Annotated in this window: 22 protein-coding genes; 8 read left to right on the top strand and 14 right to left on the bottom strand. The window is 66.8% G+C overall.

Annotated features, from left to right (window positions below; genetic code table 11):
* The first annotated feature begins 91 nt into the window (after positions 1 to 91).
* Genes def through truA form a run of 4 tightly spaced genes read left to right on the top strand, consistent with a single transcriptional unit; the run spans position 92 to position 3152 of the window.
* Positions 92 to 610: a peptide deformylase gene (gene def, locus N825_RS18145; RefSeq protein ID WP_037455009.1), complete on the top strand. Its 519-nt coding sequence runs from the start codon at positions 92 to 94 to the stop codon at positions 608 to 610.
* 2 nt (positions 611 to 612) lie between these two features.
* Positions 613 to 1473 (top strand): class I SAM-dependent methyltransferase, encoded by an 861-nt coding sequence (locus N825_RS18140; protein ID WP_051512535.1) that lies wholly within the window; start codon positions 613 to 615, stop codon positions 1471 to 1473.
* A gap of 9 nt (positions 1474 to 1482) precedes the next feature.
* On the top strand, positions 1483 to 2418 hold the full coding sequence (fmt, locus tag N825_RS18135) for a methionyl-tRNA formyltransferase (protein WP_037455006.1): 936 nt from the start codon (positions 1483 to 1485) through the stop codon (positions 2416 to 2418).
* Positions 2415 to 3152 carry a tRNA pseudouridine(38-40) synthase TruA gene (gene truA, locus N825_RS18130; protein WP_037455003.1) on the top strand — a complete coding sequence of 246 codons (738 nt, stop codon included), beginning with the start codon at positions 2415 to 2417 and terminating at the stop codon, positions 3150 to 3152. Before fmt ends, truA begins: the two co-directional genes overlap by 4 nt.
* Before the next feature lie 46 nt (positions 3153 to 3198).
* On the opposite strand, the gene thiL is transcribed toward truA, so the two are convergent.
* The 5 genes from thiL to N825_RS18105 are packed head-to-tail and all read right to left on the bottom strand — an operon-like array spanning position 3199 to position 7170.
* Positions 3199 to 4221: a thiamine-phosphate kinase gene (thiL, locus tag N825_RS18125; protein WP_051512534.1), complete on the bottom strand. Its 1023-nt coding sequence runs from the start codon at positions 4219 to 4221 to the stop codon at positions 3199 to 3201.
* On the bottom strand, positions 4199 to 4810 hold the full coding sequence (nusB, locus tag N825_RS18120; protein ID WP_084164845.1) for a transcription antitermination factor NusB: 612 nt from the start codon (positions 4808 to 4810) through the stop codon (positions 4199 to 4201). Before nusB ends, thiL begins: the two co-directional genes overlap by 23 nt.
* Before the next feature lie 45 nt (positions 4811 to 4855).
* Positions 4856 to 5377, bottom strand: a complete 522-nt coding sequence (locus tag N825_RS18115) for a 6,7-dimethyl-8-ribityllumazine synthase (RefSeq protein ID WP_245613157.1) — start codon at positions 5375 to 5377, stop codon at positions 4856 to 4858.
* A gap of 3 nt (positions 5378 to 5380) precedes the next feature.
* On the bottom strand, positions 5381 to 6580 hold the full coding sequence (gene ribB, locus N825_RS18110) for a 3,4-dihydroxy-2-butanone-4-phosphate synthase (RefSeq protein WP_051512563.1): 1200 nt from the start codon (positions 6578 to 6580) through the stop codon (positions 5381 to 5383).
* A gap of 2 nt (positions 6581 to 6582) precedes the next feature.
* Positions 6583 to 7170, bottom strand: a complete 588-nt coding sequence (locus N825_RS18105) for a riboflavin synthase (RefSeq protein WP_037455001.1) — start codon at positions 7168 to 7170, stop codon at positions 6583 to 6585.
* A gap of 318 nt (positions 7171 to 7488) precedes the next feature.
* Between N825_RS18105 and N825_RS18100 the strand changes: the two genes are divergently transcribed.
* Positions 7489 to 8484, top strand: a complete 996-nt coding sequence (locus N825_RS18100; RefSeq protein WP_037454999.1) for an acyltransferase family protein — start codon at positions 7489 to 7491, stop codon at positions 8482 to 8484.
* A gap of 25 nt (positions 8485 to 8509) precedes the next feature.
* Here the strand turns inward: N825_RS18100 and ribD are convergent, their stop codons facing one another.
* The 4 genes from ribD to rpiB form a co-directional block, all read right to left on the bottom strand.
* Positions 8510 to 9637, bottom strand: coding sequence for a bifunctional diaminohydroxyphosphoribosylaminopyrimidine deaminase/5-amino-6-(5-phosphoribosylamino)uracil reductase RibD (gene ribD, locus N825_RS18095; RefSeq protein ID WP_051512533.1), 1128 nt, complete (start codon positions 9635 to 9637; stop codon positions 8510 to 8512).
* Between the two features lie 52 nt (positions 9638 to 9689).
* Entirely contained in the window at positions 9690 to 10148 is a 459-nt protein-coding gene (gene nrdR / locus N825_RS18090; RefSeq protein WP_037454996.1) for a transcriptional regulator NrdR, read from the bottom strand.
* 13 nt (positions 10149 to 10161) lie between these two features.
* Positions 10162 to 11463: a serine hydroxymethyltransferase gene (gene glyA / locus N825_RS18085; RefSeq protein ID WP_037454994.1), complete on the bottom strand. Its 1302-nt coding sequence runs from the start codon at positions 11461 to 11463 to the stop codon at positions 10162 to 10164.
* 111 nt (positions 11464 to 11574) lie between these two features.
* Positions 11575 to 12009, bottom strand: a complete 435-nt coding sequence (rpiB, locus tag N825_RS18080; protein ID WP_051512532.1) for a ribose 5-phosphate isomerase B — start codon at positions 12007 to 12009, stop codon at positions 11575 to 11577.
* A 598-nt stretch (positions 12010 to 12607) separates the two neighbouring features.
* Between rpiB and N825_RS18075 the strand changes: the two genes are divergently transcribed.
* Positions 12608 to 13051: a Ros/MucR family transcriptional regulator gene (locus N825_RS18075; RefSeq protein ID WP_037454989.1), complete on the top strand. Its 444-nt coding sequence runs from the start codon at positions 12608 to 12610 to the stop codon at positions 13049 to 13051.
* Positions 13052 to 13378: 327 nt separating this feature from the next.
* Here the strand turns inward: N825_RS18075 and N825_RS18070 are convergent, their stop codons facing one another.
* Positions 13379 to 13582: a DUF6898 family protein gene (locus N825_RS18070; protein ID WP_037455244.1), complete on the bottom strand. Its 204-nt coding sequence runs from the start codon at positions 13580 to 13582 to the stop codon at positions 13379 to 13381.
* A gap of 266 nt (positions 13583 to 13848) precedes the next feature.
* Here N825_RS18070 and N825_RS18065 point away from each other — a divergent pair, with 266 nt between their 5' ends.
* Positions 13849 to 15042: an acyl-CoA dehydrogenase gene (locus tag N825_RS18065; protein WP_037455241.1), complete on the top strand. Its 1194-nt coding sequence runs from the start codon at positions 13849 to 13851 to the stop codon at positions 15040 to 15042.
* Positions 15043 to 15178: 136 nt separating this feature from the next.
* Here the strand turns inward: N825_RS18065 and N825_RS18060 are convergent, their stop codons facing one another.
* From N825_RS18060 to N825_RS18045, 4 genes are all read right to left on the bottom strand, one after another.
* Positions 15179 to 15652: a MarR family winged helix-turn-helix transcriptional regulator gene (locus N825_RS18060; RefSeq protein WP_037455237.1), complete on the bottom strand. Its 474-nt coding sequence runs from the start codon at positions 15650 to 15652 to the stop codon at positions 15179 to 15181.
* A gap of 74 nt (positions 15653 to 15726) precedes the next feature.
* Positions 15727 to 16662: a 3-hydroxyisobutyrate dehydrogenase gene (gene mmsB, locus N825_RS18055; protein WP_037454987.1), complete on the bottom strand. Its 936-nt coding sequence runs from the start codon at positions 16660 to 16662 to the stop codon at positions 15727 to 15729.
* Positions 16663 to 16718: 56 nt separating this feature from the next.
* Positions 16719 to 17828 (bottom strand): enoyl-CoA hydratase/isomerase family protein, encoded by a 1110-nt coding sequence (locus N825_RS18050; protein ID WP_051512531.1) that lies wholly within the window; start codon positions 17826 to 17828, stop codon positions 16719 to 16721.
* Positions 17829 to 17910: 82 nt separating this feature from the next.
* A complete protein-coding gene (locus N825_RS18045; RefSeq protein ID WP_037454984.1) occupies positions 17911 to 19050 on the bottom strand; it encodes an isobutyryl-CoA dehydrogenase in 1140 nt (379 codons plus the stop codon).
* Positions 19051 to 19271: 221 nt separating this feature from the next.
* Between N825_RS18045 and N825_RS18040 the strand changes: the two genes are divergently transcribed.
* Positions 19272 to 20243 (top strand): diacylglycerol/lipid kinase family protein, encoded by a 972-nt coding sequence (locus N825_RS18040; protein WP_037454981.1) that lies wholly within the window; start codon positions 19272 to 19274, stop codon positions 20241 to 20243.
* Positions 20244 to 20279 lie beyond the last annotated feature (36 nt).

Raw genomic sequence — 20279 nt, 5'->3', positions numbered from 1 at the left:
CCGCCGCGGAGCAACACCGCCTTGACGCAAGGCGCGGAAAACCATATCTGCAACAGTCATTCCGCAATTCATCGACTCGTCGCAGGGCTCCATGACTATCCGCCCCATCATCATCGCGCCCGATCCCGTCCTGAAGGCCAAGGCGGCGCCGGTGGAGAACATCGACGGCTCCATCGCCAAGCTGATGGACGACATGCTGGAGACCATGTACGAGGCACCCGGCATCGGCTTGGCGGCCCCGCAGATCGGCATCCTAAAGCGCGTCATCGTGGTCGACGTGGCCGACAAGGACGAGAAGCCCCAGCCCTTCGCAATGGCCAATCCCGAGATCCTGTGGAAGTCGGACGAGACCTCCGTCCACAACGAGGGCTGCCTGTCGCTGCCGGAGCATTACGCCGACGTGACCCGGCCGAAGCAGGTCCGCCTGCGCTACCTGGACCGTGACGGCGAGGTCAGGGAATTGGATGCCGACAACCTTCTGGCGACCTGCGTCCAGCACGAGATCGACCATCTGAACGGCGTGCTGTTCATCGACCACTTGTCCCTGCTGAAGCGCAACATGATCCTGCGCAAGCTGCAAAAAGCCAAGCGGTCTCAGGAAACGGTCTGACCTTGACCCATCCTCCGGAGCAGACGGACGGCCAGTCACCGGCCGACCAGTCGCAGCATGGCCGCATCTACGGCGCCGCGCGGTATTACGACATCGCCTTCGCCTACCGCGATTTCGTGGAGGAATGCGATTTCCTGATGTCGGCCGCCGCGCGCCATCTGGGCCGGGCTCCGGCCAGCGTGCTGGAACTGGCGGCGGGACCGGCCAACCACGCGATCGAACTGGCTCGCAGGGGCCTGGATGCCGCGGCGCTTGACCGCGAACCGGCGATGGTTCGTTACGGAAGCGAAAAGGCCGAGGCGGCCGGTGTCAGGGTGAACTATCACCAGGGCGACATGACCGGCTTCTCACTCGACCGGCCGGTTGATCTGGCGCTGTTGCTATTGGGCTCGGCCGCCTGCCTGCTGACCAACAGCGCGGTCATTTCATGCATGCAACGGGTTTCTGAGGCTCTGACGCCCGGCGGCGTACTGATCATCGAACTGCCCCACCCGCGTGAGCTGTTCAACATCGACGACGCGACCGAGGACGGCTGGGAGGTCACCCGCGACGGCACGCGGGTGCGGGTCCGATGGGGTTCGCCCGGCGACTCGCTCGACCCGGTCAGCCAGATCGCCCAGGTCACCACGACCCTGACCATCTGGGACGGCGGCCGCAAACAGGTGATCAGGGACAAGGCGTTCCAGCGGCGTTTCACCGTGCAGGAATTGGACGCGCTGGCCCGCGCCAGCGGCGGGCTGGACGCGGTGGCGTGGTTCGGCGGGCTGGATCTGGACGTCGCGATCGACGACCCGGAAGAGGCGTGGCGCATGGTGGCCGTGCTCCAGAAACCCGCCATTCCCCCGGCTCTGCCGAACGCGTGAGGATCAGGCATGACCCGTCTCCGCCTCGCCTTCATGGGCACGCCCGACTTCGCGGCGGTCGGCTTGCGCGCGCTGATCGACGCCGGGCACGACATCGCCTGCGTCTATAGCCAGCCGCCCCGGCCCGCTGGGCGCGGTCATCAGGTCCAGCGCTCCCCCGTCCACACGCTGGCCGAGGACCAGGGCATTCTGGTGCGCACACCCAAGTCGCTGCGGAACGCCGAGGCCCAGGCCGAGTTCGCGGCGCTCGGACTGGATTGCGCCGTCGTCGCTGCCTATGGGCTGATCCTGCCACAGGCGATCCTCGACGCGCCGCGCTTGGGCTGCCTGAACATCCACGCCTCGCTCCTGCCCCGCTGGCGGGGCGCCGCCCCGATCCACCGCGCCATCCTGGCGGGCGATAGTGAAACGGGCGTCACCATCATGCGAATGGATGCCGGGCTCGACACCGGGCCGATGCTGCTCAAGGGAACCGTTCCGATCACGGAACGAACCACTGCCAGCGAGTTGCACGACGCTTTGGCCGGTTTGGGCGCCGAGTTGATCGTCCCGGCGCTCGCCGGTGTCGCGGACGGAAGCCTGACCGCGACGCCCCAGCCGGAAGACGGCGTCACCTATGCCGCCAAGCTCACCCGCGAGGACGGTAGGCTTGACTGGACCCGCCCCGCCGCCGAGACCGAGCGCCAAGTCCGGGCGCTGAACCCATGGCCGGGCGTCTGGTTCGACCTGGGGACCGAGCGCATCAAGGTGCTTGGGGCGGAGTTGGTCGCCAACGCCGCTGGCGCGTCGCCCGGAACCCTGCTGGATGACAAGCTGACGGTCGCCTGCGCGGAGGGAGCCGTCCGGCTGACACGGGTGCAGCGCCCCGGCAAGGCACCGGTCGACGGCGCCGCCTTCCTGCGCGGCTTCCAACTTCCAGTTGGGACCTCGCTGACGGCGCCATGACTCGCTGGAAATTGATCGTCGAGTATGACGGCCGGAATTTCGTCGGCTGGCAACGGCAGGACAATGGCCCCTCGATCCAGCAGGCGCTGGAGGAGGCGGTCGAGAAGCTGGCGCATGAGACAGTCCGCGTCCACGGTTCCGGCCGGACCGACGCTGGCGTCCACGCGCTTGGCCAAGTAGCCCACTTCGACCTGGGGAAGCGACTGACCGAGCGCGCCATCCGCGACGGCCTCAACTATCACCTGCACCGAGTTGCGATCTCCGTCCTCCACGCCGAGGAGGTGTCCGAGGACTTCCATGCCCGCACCTCCGCCAAGGAGCGCGGCTATGTCTATCGCATCATCAACCGCAGGGCGCCGTTGGCGCTGGACGATGGCCGCGCTTGGCAAATCGGGCGGCACCTGGACGCCGAGGCGATGCACGAGGCCGCCAAGGTGCTGCTGGGTCGCCACGACTTCACGACCTTCCGCGCCAGCATGTGCCAGGCGAAATCGCCGGTGAAGACGCTGGATGTCCTGACCGTCACCCGGTCCGCCGACGAGATCCGCATTACCGCCCGCGCCCGCTCCTTCCTGCACCACCAGATCCGCAACATCACCGGCACCTTGACCCAGGTCGGCGAAGGCCGCTGGTCGATCGACCGCGTCCGCGAAGCCCTAGCGGCCCGCGACCGCTCCCAAGGCGGCCCGACCGCTCCTCCAGACGGCTTGTACTTCACGGATGTGGTGTATTGAGGACCGGTGGGTGGGATGGGTCCAATGCGGCGTCACGCCCCCGTGTCTACGCCGGACCCGCCTGGAAGTGGGTCCAGCCCGCCGCTTCCAGCTTCAGGGGAGCCCCGGACGCGTCCAGGACCGTGACGGTTCCGGGAACGCCGTCGGGCTCCAGCCGGCCGATCGCGGTCACCTCGGCGCCGGTCGCGAGCAGGGCGTCGCGGTCGGTGGGGCGGATCGTGAAGACGATTTCGTAGTCATCGCCGCCGGTCAGCACGGTGGACAGCAGGCGCGGGTCCTTGCCCACCACCGCTCGGGCCGACGCGGACAACGGCACCTGGCTGGCATCGATGACAGCCGCCCGGCCCGAGACATCGCACAAATGCGCCAGATCGGCGACAAGGCCGTCGGACACGTCCAGGCCAGCCGTGGCGAACCGGCGCAGCACCGGCACCAGCGCCAAGCGGGGCCGCGGGCGGCGATAGCGATCGATCAGCGGATCGGGGTCCTCCGCCGTCAGCGTGCCTTGGAGGACGCGCAGCCCGAGCGCCGCGTCGCCGATGGTGCCGCTGACGAACACCAGATCACCGGGCCCCGCCCCGCCGCGCCGCAAGGCCCTGCCGGTCGGCACCAGCCCCATCGCCGTCACCGACAGCGTGATCGGGCCAGGGGTGGAGACGCTGTCGCCTCCCAGCAGGTGGATGCCGTAGGCCCGCTGGTCCTCGGCCAAGCCGGTGGCGAAGGCGGCCAGCCAGTCGTCGCCGATGTCGCGCGGCAGGCTGGTGACCAGGGAATAAGCCAGCGGCTCGGCCGCCATGGCGGCGAGATCGGACAGGTTGACCCGCAGCATCTTGGCCGCGATGTCGGCTGGCGGATCGTCGGGCAGGAAATGGACGCCGGCCACCAGCGCGTCGGTCGTCACCACCAGTTCATGACCGGCAGGAATGCCGAACACCGCGGCGTCGTCGGTCAACCCAAGCGCGCCCGAAAATCCGGCCGCCAGGGGTTTCAGGTAGCGGTCGATCCGGCCGAACTCCCCCGCGGAGGGAGCCGCCGCCGAAGTGGATTTACCGGGAGCCGGAGGGAGCACGGGAGGGGTCCGGCGTCGCGAGGTCCTCGGCGCGGATCGCGCGGGCCAGCTTGTCGAGCACCCCATTGACCATCGCCGGCTCGCGCCCGGCGTAGAAGGCGTGCGACACGTCGACATACTCGCTGATGATGATGCGGGGATGGGTATCGACGTGGACCAGAAGCTCGAAGGCGCCAGCGCGCAAGGTCGCGCGGACCAGCAGTTCCAGCCGGTCCAGTGGCCATTGCGCGTCCAGGCAATTGCCCAGCAACTCGTCCAGTTCGGCCCGGCGGGCGCTGGCGCCGCGCAGGATGTCGGAGAACAGCTGCGGGTCGGCGGCGACATAGGTGTCGCCATCGACCTCGTGGCCCAGCCGGTGCTGGATGAACTCGCCAAGCACGGATTCGGTGTTGGTGCCGCTCAGCTCGACTTGATAGAGCGCCTGGACCGCCGCCAGCCGGGCCGCCTTGCGGCGCGCCTTGGCCGAACCGCCGCCGCTGCCGCCGCGGCGTGCGCCGGATTTCGTCCCGGACCCCGACCCTGGGCCCGCTCCCGTGGAGGGGCCGCGTTTGGTCGGAGCGCCGTCACGCGCGTCATCGGACTGTGCCATGGTGGTTTTGGAACCGTGTCTGTCTTGTGTGTCGGGATGTTGCCGTCAGGTCGTCAGGCCGAAGTGGCGCTTGAGCCGGATCATGTCAAGGCACGCGGAAGCGACCGCTCCGCCCTTGTTCTTCTGGTCCACCTTGGCGCGCGCCCAGGCCTGATCGTCGTTCTCGACCGTCAGGATGCCGTAGCCGATGGCGGCGTTGTGGCGCAAGGCCAGATCCTGCAACCCTCTGGCGCTCTCGACGCAGACATAGTCGTAGTGGGTCGTCTCGCCCCGGATGACGCAGCCGAGCGCCACGTAGCCGTCGTAACGGGGGACGGCGGCCTCGTCGTTGGCGTGACCGGCGTGACCGCTGGCCTGGATCGCGAAGTTGATCGCCGCCGGGATCTCGAAGGCGCCGGGAACCGCGATGCGGTCATAGGTGGCGCCAGCCTCCTCCAGCGCCAGGATGGCGCCGCGCACCAGCTCGTCGGCGATGTCCTCGTAGAAGCGGGCTTCGACGATCAGGACGTGGGGGCCCATGATCTGGGCGACGGAATCGGGGCTCACCGAATCGGGAATGGCGGACATGCCTCAGTCGGCTCCGGACTTTGTGGGGTCTGAACCCGGCGCGGGGCCGGTCAGGGGAATGGCCTGCTGGCCGACCACGGCGAGACCGTAGCCGTCGAGGCCGATGATCGTCTTCTTGTGGTTCGACAGGAGTATCATCTCCCGAACACCCAGGTCGAACAGGATCTGGGCGCCGACGCCGTAATCACGCAGCTCGCCGGAGGAATCCGGAGCCCCTTCCAGCTGGGCCTTGACCCTGCTGGACAGGCTGGTCGGCTGCGGCTCGCGGATCAGCACCACGATGCCCCGGCCGGCGTCGCCGATCGCCTTCATGGCCGCGTGGAGCTCGCCGCCCCTGCCGCCGGAGCGGTCGTGCAGGACGTCGTCCAGGACGTTGAGCGCGTGCATCCGCACCAGCACCGGCTCCGCCGTGGAGATGTCGCCTTTGACCAAGGCGATGTGCTCGGCGTACTCGACCTTGTTGACGTAGACCATCATGCGGAACTGGCCGCCGTAGTGGCTGTCCAGCACGGTCTCCAGCGTCCGCTCGATGATCGTCTCGGTCCGGCGGCGATGGGCGATCAGGTCGGCGATGGTGCCGATCTTGAGCCCGTGGAACTGTGCGAATTTGACCAGATCCGGCAGCCGCGCCATGGTGCCGTCGTCGTTCATGATCTCGCAGATCACGCCGGACGGGTTGAGCCCGACCATGCGGGCGACATCGACCGCCGCCTCGGTGTGGCCGGCCCGGACCAGCACGCCGCCGTCGCGCGCCATCAGCGGGAAGACGTGGCCGGGGGTCGCGATGTCGTCGGCGTTCATCTCCGGGTCGATCGCGACCTGGATGGTCCGCGCCCGGTCGGCGGCGGAGATGCCGGTGGTGACACCCTCGCGCGCCTCGATCGAGACGGTGAAGGCCGTCTTGTGGCGTGACGCGTTCTGCTGGGTCATCAGCGGCAGGCGCAGCTTCTCGATCCGCTCGCCGGTCATGGCGAGGCAGATCAGGCCGCGGCCGAAGCGCGCCATGAAGTTGATCGCCTCCGGGGTCGCCATCTGGGCCGGGATGACCAGATCGCCCTCGTTCTCCCGATCCTCGTCGTCGATCAGGATGAACATGCGGCCCTGCCGGGCCTCCTCGAGGATCTCCTCGGTGGTCGACAGGTAATCGGAATCATGCGGTGCGCGCAGGCCGGCGACGAGGTCGGTTTTATTCACTGTCCGCATGGTCACAGGCTCTCCGTCAGGCGCGCGACATAGCGCGCCAGCATATCCACCTCGAAATTGACGCCATCGCCTGGGGTCAGCGTCCGGAAGGTGGTGTGGCTTCTCGTATGCGGAATGATGTTGACGCCGAACCGCCTGCCGTCAACCTCGTTGACGGTCAGCGACACGCCGCCCAGCGCCACCGAGCCCTTGGGCGCGATGAACCGGGCGAGTTCGGCGGGAACCTCGAAGACGTACCGCCAGCTATCGCCTTCCGGCGCCACCGAGACGATTTGGGCGACACCATCGACATGGCCGGAGACGATGTGGCCGCCCAGCTCGTCGCCGACGCGCAAGGCCCGCTCCAGGTTGATCTCCGTCCCCTCCCGCCAGGTTCCCAGCGTCGTCTTGGACAGGGTCTCGCCCGAGGCGGAGATGGTGAAACGGCCGGGGGCCTTGTCGATCACGGTCAGGCAGCAGCCGTCGCACGCGATCGAGGCGCCCATGTCGACGGTGCCCATGTCGAAGGCCGTCTCGATGGTGAACAGGGTATCGCCCCGCCGCTCCACGGCGGCGACGCGACCCACGTCTATGATGATTCCAGTGAACATGGGCACGACCCTAGCAGCTTCGACGGATGCCGGCCACGTAACGGTAAGCCGCGGAGGGATCCATGGCATCCGCCAAGGTCCCAGTCAATCCGGGATGATGACGGGTGTGGCATGCGCCACCGGGAGACGCGCGCGAGGTCCAATCCTCTCCAGGGACCGGCATATTAGCATATGCAGCATTTCAAATGAATTTTAAGTCACACCCCGTTCTCCGGAGTGTCACCCGAATATCGCGTTACCTCCTTCACCATCGCCCCTATCATAAGCCTTGAAACGTTTCCATAAAACGCCGACGAATATTCACCGAGAGATTAATCCATGCGCGATCGCTTCAACATTGATGAATTAAGAGGCTTCGCCTGCCTGCTGCTGGTCTCCCTCCATGTCGTCGGGCATGATCCGGGCGTCGCCATGAGGGTCGAGGACGACAGCTGGTTCCGCTACGGGGTCGAGAGTTGGACCTTCGTCAGGATGCCGCTGTTCACCTTCCTCTCGGGGCTGGTCTACGCCATGCGCCCGGCCCGGCGGGAGCGGCTGCCGGACTTCTATGGCAAGAAGCTGCGCCGCCTTGGCATCCCCTTGCTGACGGTGGCGCCCGCCTTCTTCATCCTCCAGGCGATCACGCCGGGGACCACGGCGTCGCCCGACTGGTACGAGTTCCTGACCATCCCGATCCTGCCCTACCAGCATTACTGGTACCTGCAGGCGCTGCTGCTGATCTTTTTCGGGGTCGGCCTGCTGGACGCCCATGGCCTGATCTCCCGGCCGCGGCCTTTCATCGCGCTATCGGCGGTGGCGGTGGTCCTCAACCTGACATTCGCAAACACGCTGCACAAATCCGTCGATCTGTTCGCGGTCAGCCAAGCGGCTTATCTGCTGCCCTATTTCCTGCTCGGCGTCGCCTTCACCCGGTTCCACGACAGCCTGACCAGCGGGGCGGCACGGCTGGGCGCGCTCGCCGTGGTGGTGGTCGGAACGCTGATCCATCAGGCGACCCTGTGGGACCTGATCCCCGGCGAGATCGAGCGGACCGACGCGGTGGGCCTGCTGACGGGATCGGCGGCGGCCCTGGTGCTGATCCAGCTGATGCCGCGCGTATCGCCGTTGCGCCACCTCGGTCACTACTCCTACGCCATTTTCCTGCACCACATGTTCTTCCAGGCGGCTGTCCGGATCGTGTTGATGCGGGTCGGCGCCGAGGATTGGCAGATCTTCCTGCTGGCGACGGCGGGTGGCTGCGTCGGACCGATCATCCTGCAAAGGCTGGCGTCGTACAATCCCTGGACCCGCACCGCCCTGCTGGGAGCGGCTTGAACCGCCCGCCCGCTAGCGCCGCCCGTCAGCGCCGATAACTCTCCATGACGTCCTCGCCGGCGCGGCGGACCCCGACGCGGACGAAGTCGGCGGTGTCCTCCAGCAGGTCGACGCCGAATCCCACGATGCCGGGCAAGCCGTCGCCGCCGATCAGGCGCGGCGCCCGGAACCACTCCAGCCGGTCGACCAGGCGCTGCTGCATCAAGGACGCGCTGAGCCGGGCGCCGCCCTCGACCAGCAAGCGGGTGGTGCCGCGCGCGGCCAACGCCTTCAGGGTCCCCGCCACGTCCAGCACGCCCGACGCGTCGGGCGCCAAGGTCACCACCTCGACCCCGCAATCGGTGAAGGCTCGCAGCCGCATGGGATCGACGCCCTGGAGCGCGAAGACCAGCGTCGGCGTGGTCCGGGCGCCGCGCACCAGTTTCGAGGTCAGCGGCAGGCGCAGGCGGCTATCGACCACGACGCGCAGCGGCGAGCGGCCGCCCAGGCCGGGCAGCCGGCAGGTCAGTTCGGGATCGTCGGCCAGCGCCGTGTTGAGGCCGATCATGATGGCGTCGTAGCGGGCGCGCAGGCCATGCCCCCAGGAGCGCGCGATCGGACCGGTGATCCACTGGCTCTCGCCGGTGCGGAGCGCGATCCGGCCATCCAACGAGGTCGCGAGCTTCAGGGTGACCAGCGGGCGGCCATTCCGGATGCGATGGAAAAAGCCCTCGTTCAGCTCCGCCGCCTCGTCGGCGCACAGGCCAACATCGACCTGGACGCCGCCGTCGCGCAGCCTGCGGATGCCGGACCCGGAGACGCGCGGGTCGGGGTCCTCGCAAGCCACCACGACGCGGCCGACGCCGGCCTCCAGCAGCGCCTCGGTGCAGGGCGGCGTCTTGCCCCAGTGGTTGCACGGCTCCAGCGAGACATAGACGGTGGCGCCCCGCGCGGCGTCACCGGCCCGCAGCAAGGCCTCGGTTTCGCCATGGGGCCGCCCGCCCGGCTGGGTCCAGCCGCGCCCCACCACCACGCCGTCGCGCGTGATGACGCAGCCGACCGACGGGTTCGGCGCCACCGTGCCCAGGCCGCGCCGCGCCAGCGCGATGGCGGCGCGCATGAAACCGGCGTCGGCGGGGGAGTATGAAGCTGGCGCGGAGGGTGCTGAAGACATCGGAGGTCCTAGGCGGAACTAGCCGGGGCGGAACTGGCCGGGAGCGAACTGGTCAGGGGACTTCCGGCTTCAGCGCGCCGACGAATTCATTGAAATCGGACGCCTCGCGGAAGTCCTTGTAGACCGAGGCATACCGGACATAGGCGACCTGGTCCAGGTTGAACAGGGCGTTCATCACCATCTCGCCGATCTGCTTCGATGGGATCTCGCTCTCGCCGGACGATTCCAATTGCCGGACCAGGCTGTTGACCAGCCGATCGATGCGGTCGGCATCGATCGGCCTCTTGCGCAAGGCGATGCGCATCGAGCGCAGCAGCTTGTCGCGGTCGAACGGTTCGCGCTGCCCCATGCTCTTCACGACCGTCAGTTCGCGCAGCTGCACCCGCTCGAAGGTGGTGAAGCGCGCCCCGCAGCCGGGGCAAAAGCGGCGCCGACGGATCGCCGAGTTATCCTCGGTCGGCCGGCTGTCCTTTACCTGGGTATCGTCGTGTCCGCAGAACGGGCAGCGCATTTAAGCCATGGCCTCACAGGTTGGGATAAATCGGGAAGCGCCGGCACAGGGTCAGGACGCGCTCGCGCACCTGGGCCTCGACCTCCGTGTTGTCGCCGGAATTGCTGGCGGCCAGACCGTCGAGCACCTCCGAGATCATAGCGCCGACCTGGGTGAACTCCTCGACGCCGAAGCCGCGGGTGGTCGCCGCCGGGGTGCCGAGCCGGACGCCCGAGGTCACCATCGGCTTCTGCGGATCGAACGGCACGCCGTTCTTGTTGCAGGTCATGCCGGCGTGCTCCAGCGTCGCCTCCGTCGCCTTGCCGGTCAGGTTCTTCGGCCGCAGGTCGACCAGGACGACGTGGCTGTCGGTGCCGCCGGACACGATGTCGACACCGCCCTCGATCAGGCGCGCCGACAAGGCGCGGGCGTTGTCCACCACCGCCTGGGCGTAGGTCTTGAACTCGGGACGCAGCGCCTCGCCGAACGCCACCGCCTTGGCGGCGATGACATGCATCAGCGGCCCGCCCTGGAGGCCGGGGAAGACGGCCGAGTTGATCTTCTTGCCGAGATCGGCGTCGTTGGACAGGATCATGCCGCCGCGCGGACCGCGCAGCGTCTTGTGCGTCGTCGTCGTGACGATATGGGCGTGGGGCAGCGGCGAGGGATAGACGCCACCGGCCACCAAGCCGGCGAAGTGGGCCATGTCGACCATGAACCAGGCGCCGACCTCGTCAGCGATCTTCCGGAAGCGGGCGAAGTCGATGGTCCGGGGATAAGCCGAGCCGCCGGCGATGATCAGCTTCGGCTTGTGCTCGCGCGCCAGCGCCTCGACCTGGTCGAAGTCGATCAGAGCGGTGTCGCGCCGGACGCCGTACTGGATCGCCTTGAACCACTTGCCGGACTGGTTGGCGGCGGCGCCGTGGGTCAGGTGGCCGCCGGCGTCCAGCGACATGCCGAGGATGGCGTCGCCCGGCTGGAGCAGCGCCATGAACACGGCTTGGTTGGCCTGCGCGCCGGAATGCGGTTGCACATTGGCGAAGGAACAGCCGAACAGCGCCTTGGCCCGGTCGATCGCCAACTGCTCGGCGACGTCGACGAACTCGCATCCGCCGTAGTAGCGGCGGCCCGGATAGCCCTCGGCGTATTTGTTGGTCAGCACGGAGCCCTGGGCCTCCAGCACGGCCGAGGAGACGATGTTCTCCGACGCGATCAGTTCGATCTGATCCTGCTGGCGGGCCAGTTCGCGCGCGATGGCGGATGCCAGCTCGGGATCGCCGTCGGCCAGCGAGGCGCCGAAGAAGGTGTTGGCGGAGGCTTGGGGAAGGGAGGACATGGCACGGTTCCTTATGGTCTTCTCTCGGCCGAGCTTCGTCTCTCGGCGTTTCGTCTCTGGGCGTTTCGTCTCTGGGTGGGCCTTGTTCCAGCGATCCGGCGCGGCGCCGGTTCAGCCCATCTTGTCGACGCGGCGGCCGTGACGGCCCCCCTCGAACGGTGTGGCGAGGAAGGTGGCGAGGCAATCCTTCGCGACTTCGATGCCGGTGACGCGGGCACCCAGGACGATGACGTTGGCGTCGTTGTGCTGGCGGGACAGGCGGGCGCCGGTCGTGTCGTGGCACAGCGCGGCGCGGATGCCGGCGTGGCGGTTGGCGGCGATGCTGATGCCGATGCCGGTCCCGCAGATCAGGACACCACGCTCGGCGGTCCCTTGCTTGATGGCCCCGGCGAGCGCCGCTGCGATATCGGGATAATCGACGCTATCCGTGTTGTGGGCGCCAAGATCGATCACCTCGTATCCTTGGCCGGCGAGCGTTTCCTTCAACGAAGCCTTGAAGTCGAAGCCGGCATGATCGGAAGCGATGACGATTTTTTGTTGAGACATCGAAGCAAAACCCATTTCCAGGGGACCAAACCAACCTTCGGAGCCCGACCAAATCTTGGTGACGAAGCGGCCGGGACGCCACCACCGGCACCTCGCCACCCGCCCCCGAAGCACCCCGGCGGAGCCCGTGACGGGACCCTGGGGGCACCCCCTGGGGGCGTCACCGGCCGGACCCTACCAGATATCGAAGCGACGCGCTAGAATCGCACCCCGTTCCAAGCGGCCCCGACGTCCGGGCAGATCCGCGCGGGACGCAAGTGTGGGTTGAGCCATGCGCACAGCGCGCGGCGGCCATGCGGCTTGAGAAACGACGACTCTGAAGCAAAAGCCCTGTTCTCAGTCCCGGGGCTGAATTTATGGGCAAGTGGCCGGGTGACAACCACGCTGAAATGCCATTTCGCCACGACTAAAATAGCTTCAATCCACTGGGTTTGTCAATTTGGCCACCGATCTATGGGTTCCCAATCTTGCCGTGTGGATGAAATCCATAACCGAATTAAAATAACCTTTGAACCTCTTGCGGAAATTTTATTGACACCCAAATCCCCATGTGCGACTTGAAGAGCATCGAACACAATGAATAATCAGGATACTGGGCATGAGTGACCAGCTTGAACACGACGCGCCGGACGGGGCCATTCTGAGGATGACGGCGGATATAGTATCCGCTTACGTCAGCAAGAATGTGCTTCCCGCGACCCAAATCCCGGAAGTCATCAATACGGTTTTCTCCTCGTTGACTGGTCTGAATGGCCAGCCGCGCGAGGTTCAGGCCGAGCCGCAGAAGCCCGCCGTGCCAATCCGCAAGTCGGTGACGCCCGAATACATCGTTTGCCTGGAAGATGGCAAGAAGCTGAAGATGTTGAAGCGGCACCTGCGGTCGACCTATGGGATGACTCCGGACGAGTACCGCGCGAAGTGGAACCTGCCGCCGGACTATCCGATGGTGGCGCCGAACTATGCCGCGCAGCGGTCCGAATTCGCCAAGAAGATCGGCCTCGGCCGTTCCTCCGGCAGGCAGACCCGACGCAAGGCGTCCTGAACCCCGCCGCTCCCCGCGATCGGCTTGGCGCCGCGTTCCCTCCCGCCGGATCCGGTCACCGGATACAAGGTTACGGAGCCGGCGGCGAAGCGCGCCAGTGACGCGGAAATCAGGTGGAGCGACCAGACGAGCGGGATGAAACGAATTGCCAGCCCGGCGTTCTGACAAGTCGACAAGCATGGACTGACTAACGGACAGGTTGAACGGACATCATGCTCCGTTCACCTGTCCGTTTTTATTTTCAGCTCTTCCCGCGGTTGCCCCGTGTCGTCATGCCGCACGTCAGGTGATCTCGCGACAGCCGCCAGGGATGCCGGCTGGTGCCATCTAACGTGGTGGCGCGCCAGCCTTCCGGGCGAGGACGTATTCGAGCTTGGCGATGACGGTGCGGCGAAGCAGTTCCTGACTGTGATTGACCGGGCCGACCACGCTGACCTCCGTCATCGTCTCGGGGTCCATCGCCGTCGCCTTCATGTATGAACCGACCCGCTGGAACTCCAGCAGGACCTCGCGACCCGGCGGCTTAGCCATCCCGTTCCTCCATCCGGCGGCCATGCCACCGGTAATCGCCTGTCCGGCGGCCATGCCGCCGGTAATCGACGGCATCGACTCAGGTGCTTAGTGCCGGAAGCCTTTCGATCCGGTAAATTCGTCCAACGACCGGGTGCCGCTTGGCTCGTCACGCCAGGATCGGTCCCGGAAATCGAGTCGGAGAATCAACAATGACCGCGAACCCGAACGTCGCGACGACCGAAGCGGCACCTGGTGATGAAGCAGCCATGACGGTGCCGCCAGCCATGACCCCAGAGGCCGTTTCCCAAAAGACCGCGTTCCAGTGGGAAGATCCGCTGCTGCTGGAGGATGAGTTGTCCGAGGAGGAGCGGATGGTGCGCGACAGCGCCCGCGCCTATGCCCAGGACAAGCTGATGCCGCGCGTGCTGGAAGCGAACCGGCATGAGCGCTTCGATCGCGAGATCATGACCGAGATGGGCGAGTTGGGCCTGCTCGGCCCGACTATCGACGGCTACGGCTGCGCCGGCGTCGGCTATGTCAGCTATGGCCTGATCGCGCGCGAGGTCGAGCGGGTCGACAGCGGCTACCGTTCCGCCATGTCGGTCCAGTCGTCGCTGGTGATGCACCCGATCCACGCCTATGGGACGGAGGAACAGCGCCAGAAGTACCTGCCCAAGCTGGCGACCGGCGAATGGGTCGGCTGCTTCGGCCTGACCGAACCGGACGCCGGTTCCGATCCGGGCGGCATGAAGACGCGGGCGCGCAAGGTCGACGGCGGCTGGTCGATCAGCGGCTCCAAGCAGTGGATCACCAACTCGCCGATCGCCGACGTCTTCGTCGTCTGGGCCAAGGACGACGCGGGCGAGATCCGGGGCTTCGTGCTGGAAAAGGGCATGAAGGGGCTGACCGCGCCCAAGATCGAGGGCAAGTTCAGCCTGCGCGCCTCGATCACCGGCGGCATCGCAATGGATGACGTGTTCGTGCCCGACGACAACCTGCTGCCCAACGTCAAGGGGCTGAAGGGGCCGTTCGGCTGCCTCAACAACGCCCGCTACGGCATCTCATGGGGGGCGATGGGAGCGGCGGAGTTCTGCTGGCATCAGGCCCGGCAGTACACCATGGACCGCAAGATGTTCGGCAAGCCGCTGGCGGCGACCCAACTCATCCAGAAGAAGCTGGCCGACATGCAGACCGAGATCACGCTGGGGCTGCACGGCGCGCTGCGGCTCGGCCGGCTCAAGGACGAGCATCGGGCACCGCCGGAGGCGATCAGCCTGATGAAGCGGAACAACTGCGGCAAGTCGCTCGACATCGCCCGCGTCGCCCGCGACATGCTGGGCGGCAACGGGATCTCGGACGAATACCACGTGATCCGCCACGTCATGAACCTGGAGGCCGTCAACACCTATGAGGGAACGCACGACATCCACGCGCTGATCCTCGGCCGGGCGCAGACCGGCTTGCAGGCGTTCGGCTGAGACCGGTTCCCCTGGGATTTCTTCCCAGCGGGGAAATGCGCGGACTGGACGGTGTTGGGTTGACGCCCAACACCGCTCTGGGACCAGCTGCACGCCGGGCCGCGATGGCGACGCTTCTGGTCCCCCCTTCGCCGCCTCAGGCGGCGGAGGTGACCGGGAAGCCGCTGTAGTCGAGGGACGACGACCAGAAGCGCTCGAGCTTGCGCATGGTCTCGTTGGCCTTGATCAGCTCCTCGTCGGCTAGACCGGCCTTGTCCAGCGCCTTGATCTGACGCTCGAACATGTTGCTGATCTTGTCGCGCAGATCGAGCCCCTTGTCGGACAGGCGGACCCGGACCGAGCGGCGGTCGTGAGGCGACCGTTCCTGGCCCAGATAGCCGTTCTCGACCATCTTCTTGACGTTGTAGGACACGTTCGAGCCAAGATAGTAGCCGCGCGCGGTCAACTCGCCGACGGTCAGCTCATCGTCACCGATGTTGTAGAGGATCAGGCTCTGGACGTTGTTGATGTCCTGGATTCCCAAACGATCCAATTCGGTCTTCAGCACCTCCAGAAAGTGTCGATGCAGACGCTCGATCAGGAGGATGCTGTCATAGTAGGGCTGTCGCACGGCTTTCTCCATTCTCCCGGTTCCGAAGTCCATCAAGGTCAAGGACTCCGGCGCCTTTCTAGTAATACGTTAACTCAACACGTTCCACGAAGCATCTTGATAATCGCGGAAAAATCCAGCTTGCCACTGCCGTTATTGGCGAAAACCGTATAGAGCGCCGCCGCTTCGGCACCCAAAGGCGTCGCCGCCCCGGAATTACTCGCCGCCTGCTGCGCAAGCTTCAGATCCTTCAGCATCATCTCCGCCGTGAAACCCGGCTGGTAGTCCCGGTTGGCGGGTGAGGTTGGTACGGGTCCAGGCACCGGGCAGTAGGTCGTGAGGGACCAACACTGTCCGGATGATTTAGAACTGATATCAAACAATTTCTGGTGGTCCAAGCCCAGCTTTTCGGCGAGGACGAAAGCTTCGCCCACGGCGATCATCGAGATGCCCAGGACCATGTTGTTGCAGATCTTGGCGGCTTGGCCGGTGCCTGGGCCGCCCGCGTGGATCACGGCCTTGCCCATCAGGGCCAAATAGGGCTCGGCCCTGGCGAAAGCCTCCTCCGGACCGCCGACCATGAAGGTCAGCGTGCCGGCCGCGGCGCCACCGGTCCCGCCCGACACCGGCGCGTCGAGCATGGCGAACCCGGCATCCGCCGCGGCGGAGGCCACCGCCCGCGCGCTGTCCACGTCGATCGTCGAGCAATCGATCAGCAGGGCGCCGGGCTTGGCGGAGGCGAGCACGCCCCCTCCATCCTGACCGCCCCCGGCCCCGCCCCCAGTCCCGCCCCCAGTCCCGCCCAGGTAGACCTGCCGGACATGGTGGCCGGCCGGCAGCATGGTGATGACGACATCCGCCGCCGCCACCGCCGCTCCGGCGCTGGCGGCGGACTTGCCGCCAGCGCTGGTGAGACCGTCCAGGTTGGACGCCGAGACGTCGAACCCGGTGACCTCGTGGCCCGCCTTGACCAGATTGAGGGCCATCGGCAATCCCATGTTGCCGAGACCGATGAAAGCAACGCTCGCCATCTCAGATGTCTCCCCCGGATCGTGTTCTTTGGCTGTTTTCCATTATGTCGAGGATTTCAGGAGAAGCTGAGATCTTGGGCGCCGAGCGGCGCGAAATACCGCTCCACATCGTCGGCGCCGACTTGGCCGAGGCTGGACGGGCGCCACTTGGGCGACCGGTCCTTGTCGACCAGGAGGGCGCGGATGCCCTCGTAGAAGTCGTCCCCTTGAATGAACGCCTGACTCATCCTGTACTCCATGATCATCGCGTCATCGAATGACAGGCTCGCGCCCAGCCTGATTTGCCGCAGGGTGACCTTGAGGCTCGTTGGAGACATCTGACTTAAATTTTCCAACGTGGAGACCGACCAATCGGTTCCGTCCTTTTCCAGGGCGCCCAAAATCTCCTCAACCGAATCAAAGCCGAAGCAGCGGTCGATCGCGTCGCGCCGGGACGCGAGCGGCGGCTCGCCGGCCGGCTCGGCGAACCCTTGCAGGACACCATCCACCGTGGCGTTGGCGCCGCCCGACCAGTCGGCGGCGGCCAGCGCCTCGACCAGGCCGGCGATCCGGTCGCTCGCCACATGATGGGTGGCGAGCCCGGTGTATAGGGTGTCGGCCGCGTGCATCCGGGCGCCGGTCAGGGCCAGGTAGGTCCCGATCTCGCCGGGGCAGCGCGGCAGGTACCAGCTTCCGCCGACATCGGGGAACAGGCCAATGCCGGTTTCCGGCATGGCGAACAGGGTCTTGCCCGTCACGACACGGTGCGAACCGGGGACCGACAAGCCGACGCCGCCGCCCATGGTGATGCCGTCGAGCAGCGCGATGTAAGGCTTGGACAGGGTATGGATGCGCCGGTTGAGGACGTATTCCTCGCGGAAGAAGTCGCGGGTCAACGCGCCGTCGCCGCGTCCCTCCCTCAGGGCCTTGCCCGCCTCCGCCACCGCCCGGACATCGCCGCCGGCGCAAAACGCGCGGTCGCCGCCGCCCCGGACGATCACGGCCTCGACCTCGGGATCGGCGGCCCACTCCGCCAGCCGGGGATCGAACTCGCGGATCATGCCCAAGGTCAACGCGTTCAGCGCCTTGGGCCGGTCGAGCGTCACGATGGCGAGGGGGCCTTGGCGGTCGAACGTGATTTCAGGGGCGCTGGCCGCTCCCGATGAGGCTTGGGCGGTGGTCGTCATGGGGTCCGTTTCGTGGCCGTGGATGGTGATGGTGGGATGGGGACGCGCCGCGGGAGTGGGCGGAGGGAAAAAGTCGGATGGATCAGGCGGACAGGAGGCGCCGGGCGATGATCAGGCGCATGATCTCGTTGGTGCCCTCCAGGATCTGATGCACGCGGACATCGCGGAGATAGCGCTCCACGGGATACTCCCTGATGTAACCGTAGCCGCCGTGAAGCTGCAAGGCTTCGTTGCAAATCTTGAACCCGGCATCCGTGGCGAAGCGTTTCGCCATGGCGCAATATAGCGTGGCCTCCGAGCCGCCGTCATCCAACTTCGCCGCACCGCGATGGACCATCAGCCGCGCCGCCTCCAGTTCGGTCGCCATGTCGGCCAGCCGGAACTGGAGCGCCTGGAAGTCGGCCAGCTTGCGGCCGAACTGCTGGCGGACGTTCATGTGGTCGCGCGCCAGTTCCAGGCAGGCGCGGGCTCCCCCGAGCGAGCAGGCGGAGATGTTGAGCCGGCCACCGTCCAGCCCCTTCATGGCGATCCTGAAGCCGTCGCCCTCGGCGCCCAGCCGGTTGGCGACCGGCACCCGGCAGTCGTCGAAGATCACCGCGGCGGTCGGCTGGCTGTTCCAGCCGAGCTTCCGCTCCTTCTTGCCGAACGACAGGCCGGGCGTCCCCTTCTCCACCACGACGCAGGAGATGCCCTTGGGGCCGGGCTCGCCGGTACGGACCATCACGACATAGATGTCGGCGACGCCACCGCCCGAGATGAAGGCCTTCGAGCCGTTCAGCACGTAGTGGTCGCCATCGCGCTCCGCCCGCGTCTTGAGCGACGCCGCGTCGGATCCCGCTCCCGGTTCCGTCAGGCAATAGCTGGCGAAATGTTCCATCGAGGTCAGGCGCGGCAGCCAGCGCCCGCGCTGGGCCTCGTCGCCGAACGTGTCGATCATCCACGACGCCATGTTGTGGATTGACAGATACGCCGCGGTCGAGACGCAGCCGGCGGCCAATTCCTCGAAGATCACGGCTGCGTCCAGCCTGGACAAGCCCGAGCCCCCGAAATCGTCGCGGCAGTAGATGCCGGCGAAGCCCAGCTCGGCGGCGTGGCGCAGGGTGTCGACCGGGAAGATCTGGTTCTCGTCCCAGTCGCCGGCGTGCGGCGCCATGTGTTCGGTGGCGAAGCCGCGGGCGGTCTCCTGGAACGCGCGCTGGTCCTCTGACAGGTCGAAATCCATGGCGTCTCGCTTTCCTCCCGGTTCTTATCGAAAGTGGATGATAGGGGCGCCGGAGTCGCTGTCAATCGAACCTGATCGCGGCGTCACGCGGAGCGGGGATGCGCGGGGGAACGCGCGTGGCGCCGGAGCGCCGCCGTGGGGAACATCGGCACGGCCCCTGGTGTTGACCCCAGACCAGGGCTCATCCCCGTTCACCGCCGTTCCGGAGTGGAACCCGTCCCATGAAAGTGTCTGTCGTCCTCAATGGCGCCGCCGGTTCGCTGGTGGGCAAGCCGATCGAAGAATCGGTCGGCGAGGTCAAGCGTCTGTTCGAAGAGGCCGGGCACACCGCCACGGTCACGGCGGCGTCGGGACCGGAGATCGTCGCGGCGATCGACAAGGCGGTCGCGTCCGACGCCGACGTGGTCGTGGTCGGCGGCGGCGACGGGACGGTGGCGACCGCCGCCGGCAAGCTGATGGGAACCGACAAGGCCCTAGGCATCCTGCCGCTCGGCACGCTCAACCTCTACGCCAAGGATCTCGGCATTCCGCTGGACATCCGGGAGGCGGTGCCGCTGCTGGCGCGTGGCCGGATCAAGCCGATGGACATCGGCGACGTCAACGGCACCGTCTTCCTCAACCACTCGGTTCTGGGCCTCTACCCGATGATGGTGCAGGAGCGCGAGGAGGTCCGCGAGGAGCGCGGCCTCAGCAAATGGCCGGCCATGGCGATCGCCATGTGCAGGGCGCTGAAGCAGTACCCCTTGCTGCGGGTCCGCTTGCAGACCGAGGAGGGCACGAGGCGCCTGACCACGCCGATCCTGGCCGTCGCCAACAACCCCTATGACGAGGGGTTCGGCAGCTTCCTGAAGCGCTCGCGGTTGGACACTGGCAAGCTGGCGCTCTACGTCGCCAAGCACCGCCAGCCGTTCAAGATGGCGAAGATGATGGTGGCGCTGGTCCTGGGCACCTGGCAGCGCGACGCCGAGCTGGAGGTGATGAGCCTGACCGAGTTCACCGTCAAGAGCCGGCGCCGGACCTTGAAGGTCGCCAACGACGGCGAGGTCCACCGCATGGAGGCGCCGCTGCGCTACCGGATGCTGGCCGGCGGGCTGAGGATGCTGATCCCGGCGCAGGGAGAGGCGGCCAGCCCGGTCGACGCCGACCAGCGGATGGCGGATGCGGCGGAGCAGCAAAGGCGCGAGAGCGCCTGAGCGGCGCCGGCCGAACGCGTGAGGTGAAAACCCATC

This window comes from Skermanella stibiiresistens SB22, assembly GCF_000576635.1.
GTDB lineage: Bacteria > Pseudomonadota > Alphaproteobacteria > Azospirillales > Azospirillaceae > Skermanella > Skermanella stibiiresistens.
The sequence above is the reverse complement of the archived record's forward strand: the minus strand, read 5'-3'. Positions and strand labels throughout refer to the sequence as shown.

What these genes read in the sequence shown, in the direction of transcription:
- truA (WP_037455003.1), top strand. Translation starts at nt 2,415, where the DNA reads ATGACTCGCTGGAAATTGATCGTCGAGTATGACGGCCGGAATTTCGTC.
- nusB (WP_084164845.1), bottom strand. Translation starts at nt 4,810, where the DNA reads ATGGCACAGTCCGATGACGCGCGTGACGGCGCTCCGACCAAACGCGGC.
- nrdR (WP_037454996.1), bottom strand. Translation starts at nt 10,148, where the DNA reads ATGCGCTGCCCGTTCTGCGGACACGACGATACCCAGGTAAAGGACAGC.
- rpiB (WP_051512532.1), bottom strand. Translation starts at nt 12,009, where the DNA reads ATGTCTCAACAAAAAATCGTCATCGCTTCCGATCATGCCGGCTTCGAC.
- ribD (WP_051512533.1), bottom strand. Translation starts at nt 9,637, where the DNA reads ATGTCTTCAGCACCCTCCGCGCCAGCTTCATACTCCCCCGCCGACGCC.
- N825_RS18045 (WP_037454984.1), bottom strand. Translation starts at nt 19,050, where the DNA reads ATGGATTTCGACCTGTCAGAGGACCAGCGCGCGTTCCAGGAGACCGCC.
- N825_RS18100 (WP_037454999.1), top strand. Translation starts at nt 7,489, where the DNA reads ATGCGCGATCGCTTCAACATTGATGAATTAAGAGGCTTCGCCTGCCTG.
- N825_RS18070 (WP_037455244.1), bottom strand. Translation starts at nt 13,582, where the DNA reads ATGGCTAAGCCGCCGGGTCGCGAGGTCCTGCTGGAGTTCCAGCGGGTC.
- fmt (WP_037455006.1), top strand. Translation starts at nt 1,483, where the DNA reads ATGACCCGTCTCCGCCTCGCCTTCATGGGCACGCCCGACTTCGCGGCG.
- N825_RS18105 (WP_037455001.1), bottom strand. Translation starts at nt 7,170, where the DNA reads ATGTTCACTGGAATCATCATAGACGTGGGTCGCGTCGCCGCCGTGGAG.
- mmsB (WP_037454987.1), bottom strand. Translation starts at nt 16,662, where the DNA reads ATGGCGAGCGTTGCTTTCATCGGTCTCGGCAACATGGGATTGCCGATG.
- N825_RS18050 (WP_051512531.1), bottom strand. Translation starts at nt 17,828, where the DNA reads ATGACGACCACCGCCCAAGCCTCATCGGGAGCGGCCAGCGCCCCTGAA.
- def (WP_037455009.1), top strand. Translation starts at nt 92, where the DNA reads ATGACTATCCGCCCCATCATCATCGCGCCCGATCCCGTCCTGAAGGCC.
- N825_RS18075 (WP_037454989.1), top strand. Translation starts at nt 12,608, where the DNA reads ATGAGTGACCAGCTTGAACACGACGCGCCGGACGGGGCCATTCTGAGG.
- ribB (WP_051512563.1), bottom strand. Translation starts at nt 6,580, where the DNA reads ATGCGGACAGTGAATAAAACCGACCTCGTCGCCGGCCTGCGCGCACCG.
- N825_RS18040 (WP_037454981.1), top strand. Translation starts at nt 19,272, where the DNA reads ATGAAAGTGTCTGTCGTCCTCAATGGCGCCGCCGGTTCGCTGGTGGGC.
- N825_RS18065 (WP_037455241.1), top strand. Translation starts at nt 13,849, where the DNA reads ATGACCCCAGAGGCCGTTTCCCAAAAGACCGCGTTCCAGTGGGAAGAT.
- N825_RS18115 (WP_245613157.1), bottom strand. Translation starts at nt 5,377, where the DNA reads ATGTCCGCCATTCCCGATTCGGTGAGCCCCGATTCCGTCGCCCAGATC.
- glyA (WP_037454994.1), bottom strand. Translation starts at nt 11,463, where the DNA reads ATGTCCTCCCTTCCCCAAGCCTCCGCCAACACCTTCTTCGGCGCCTCG.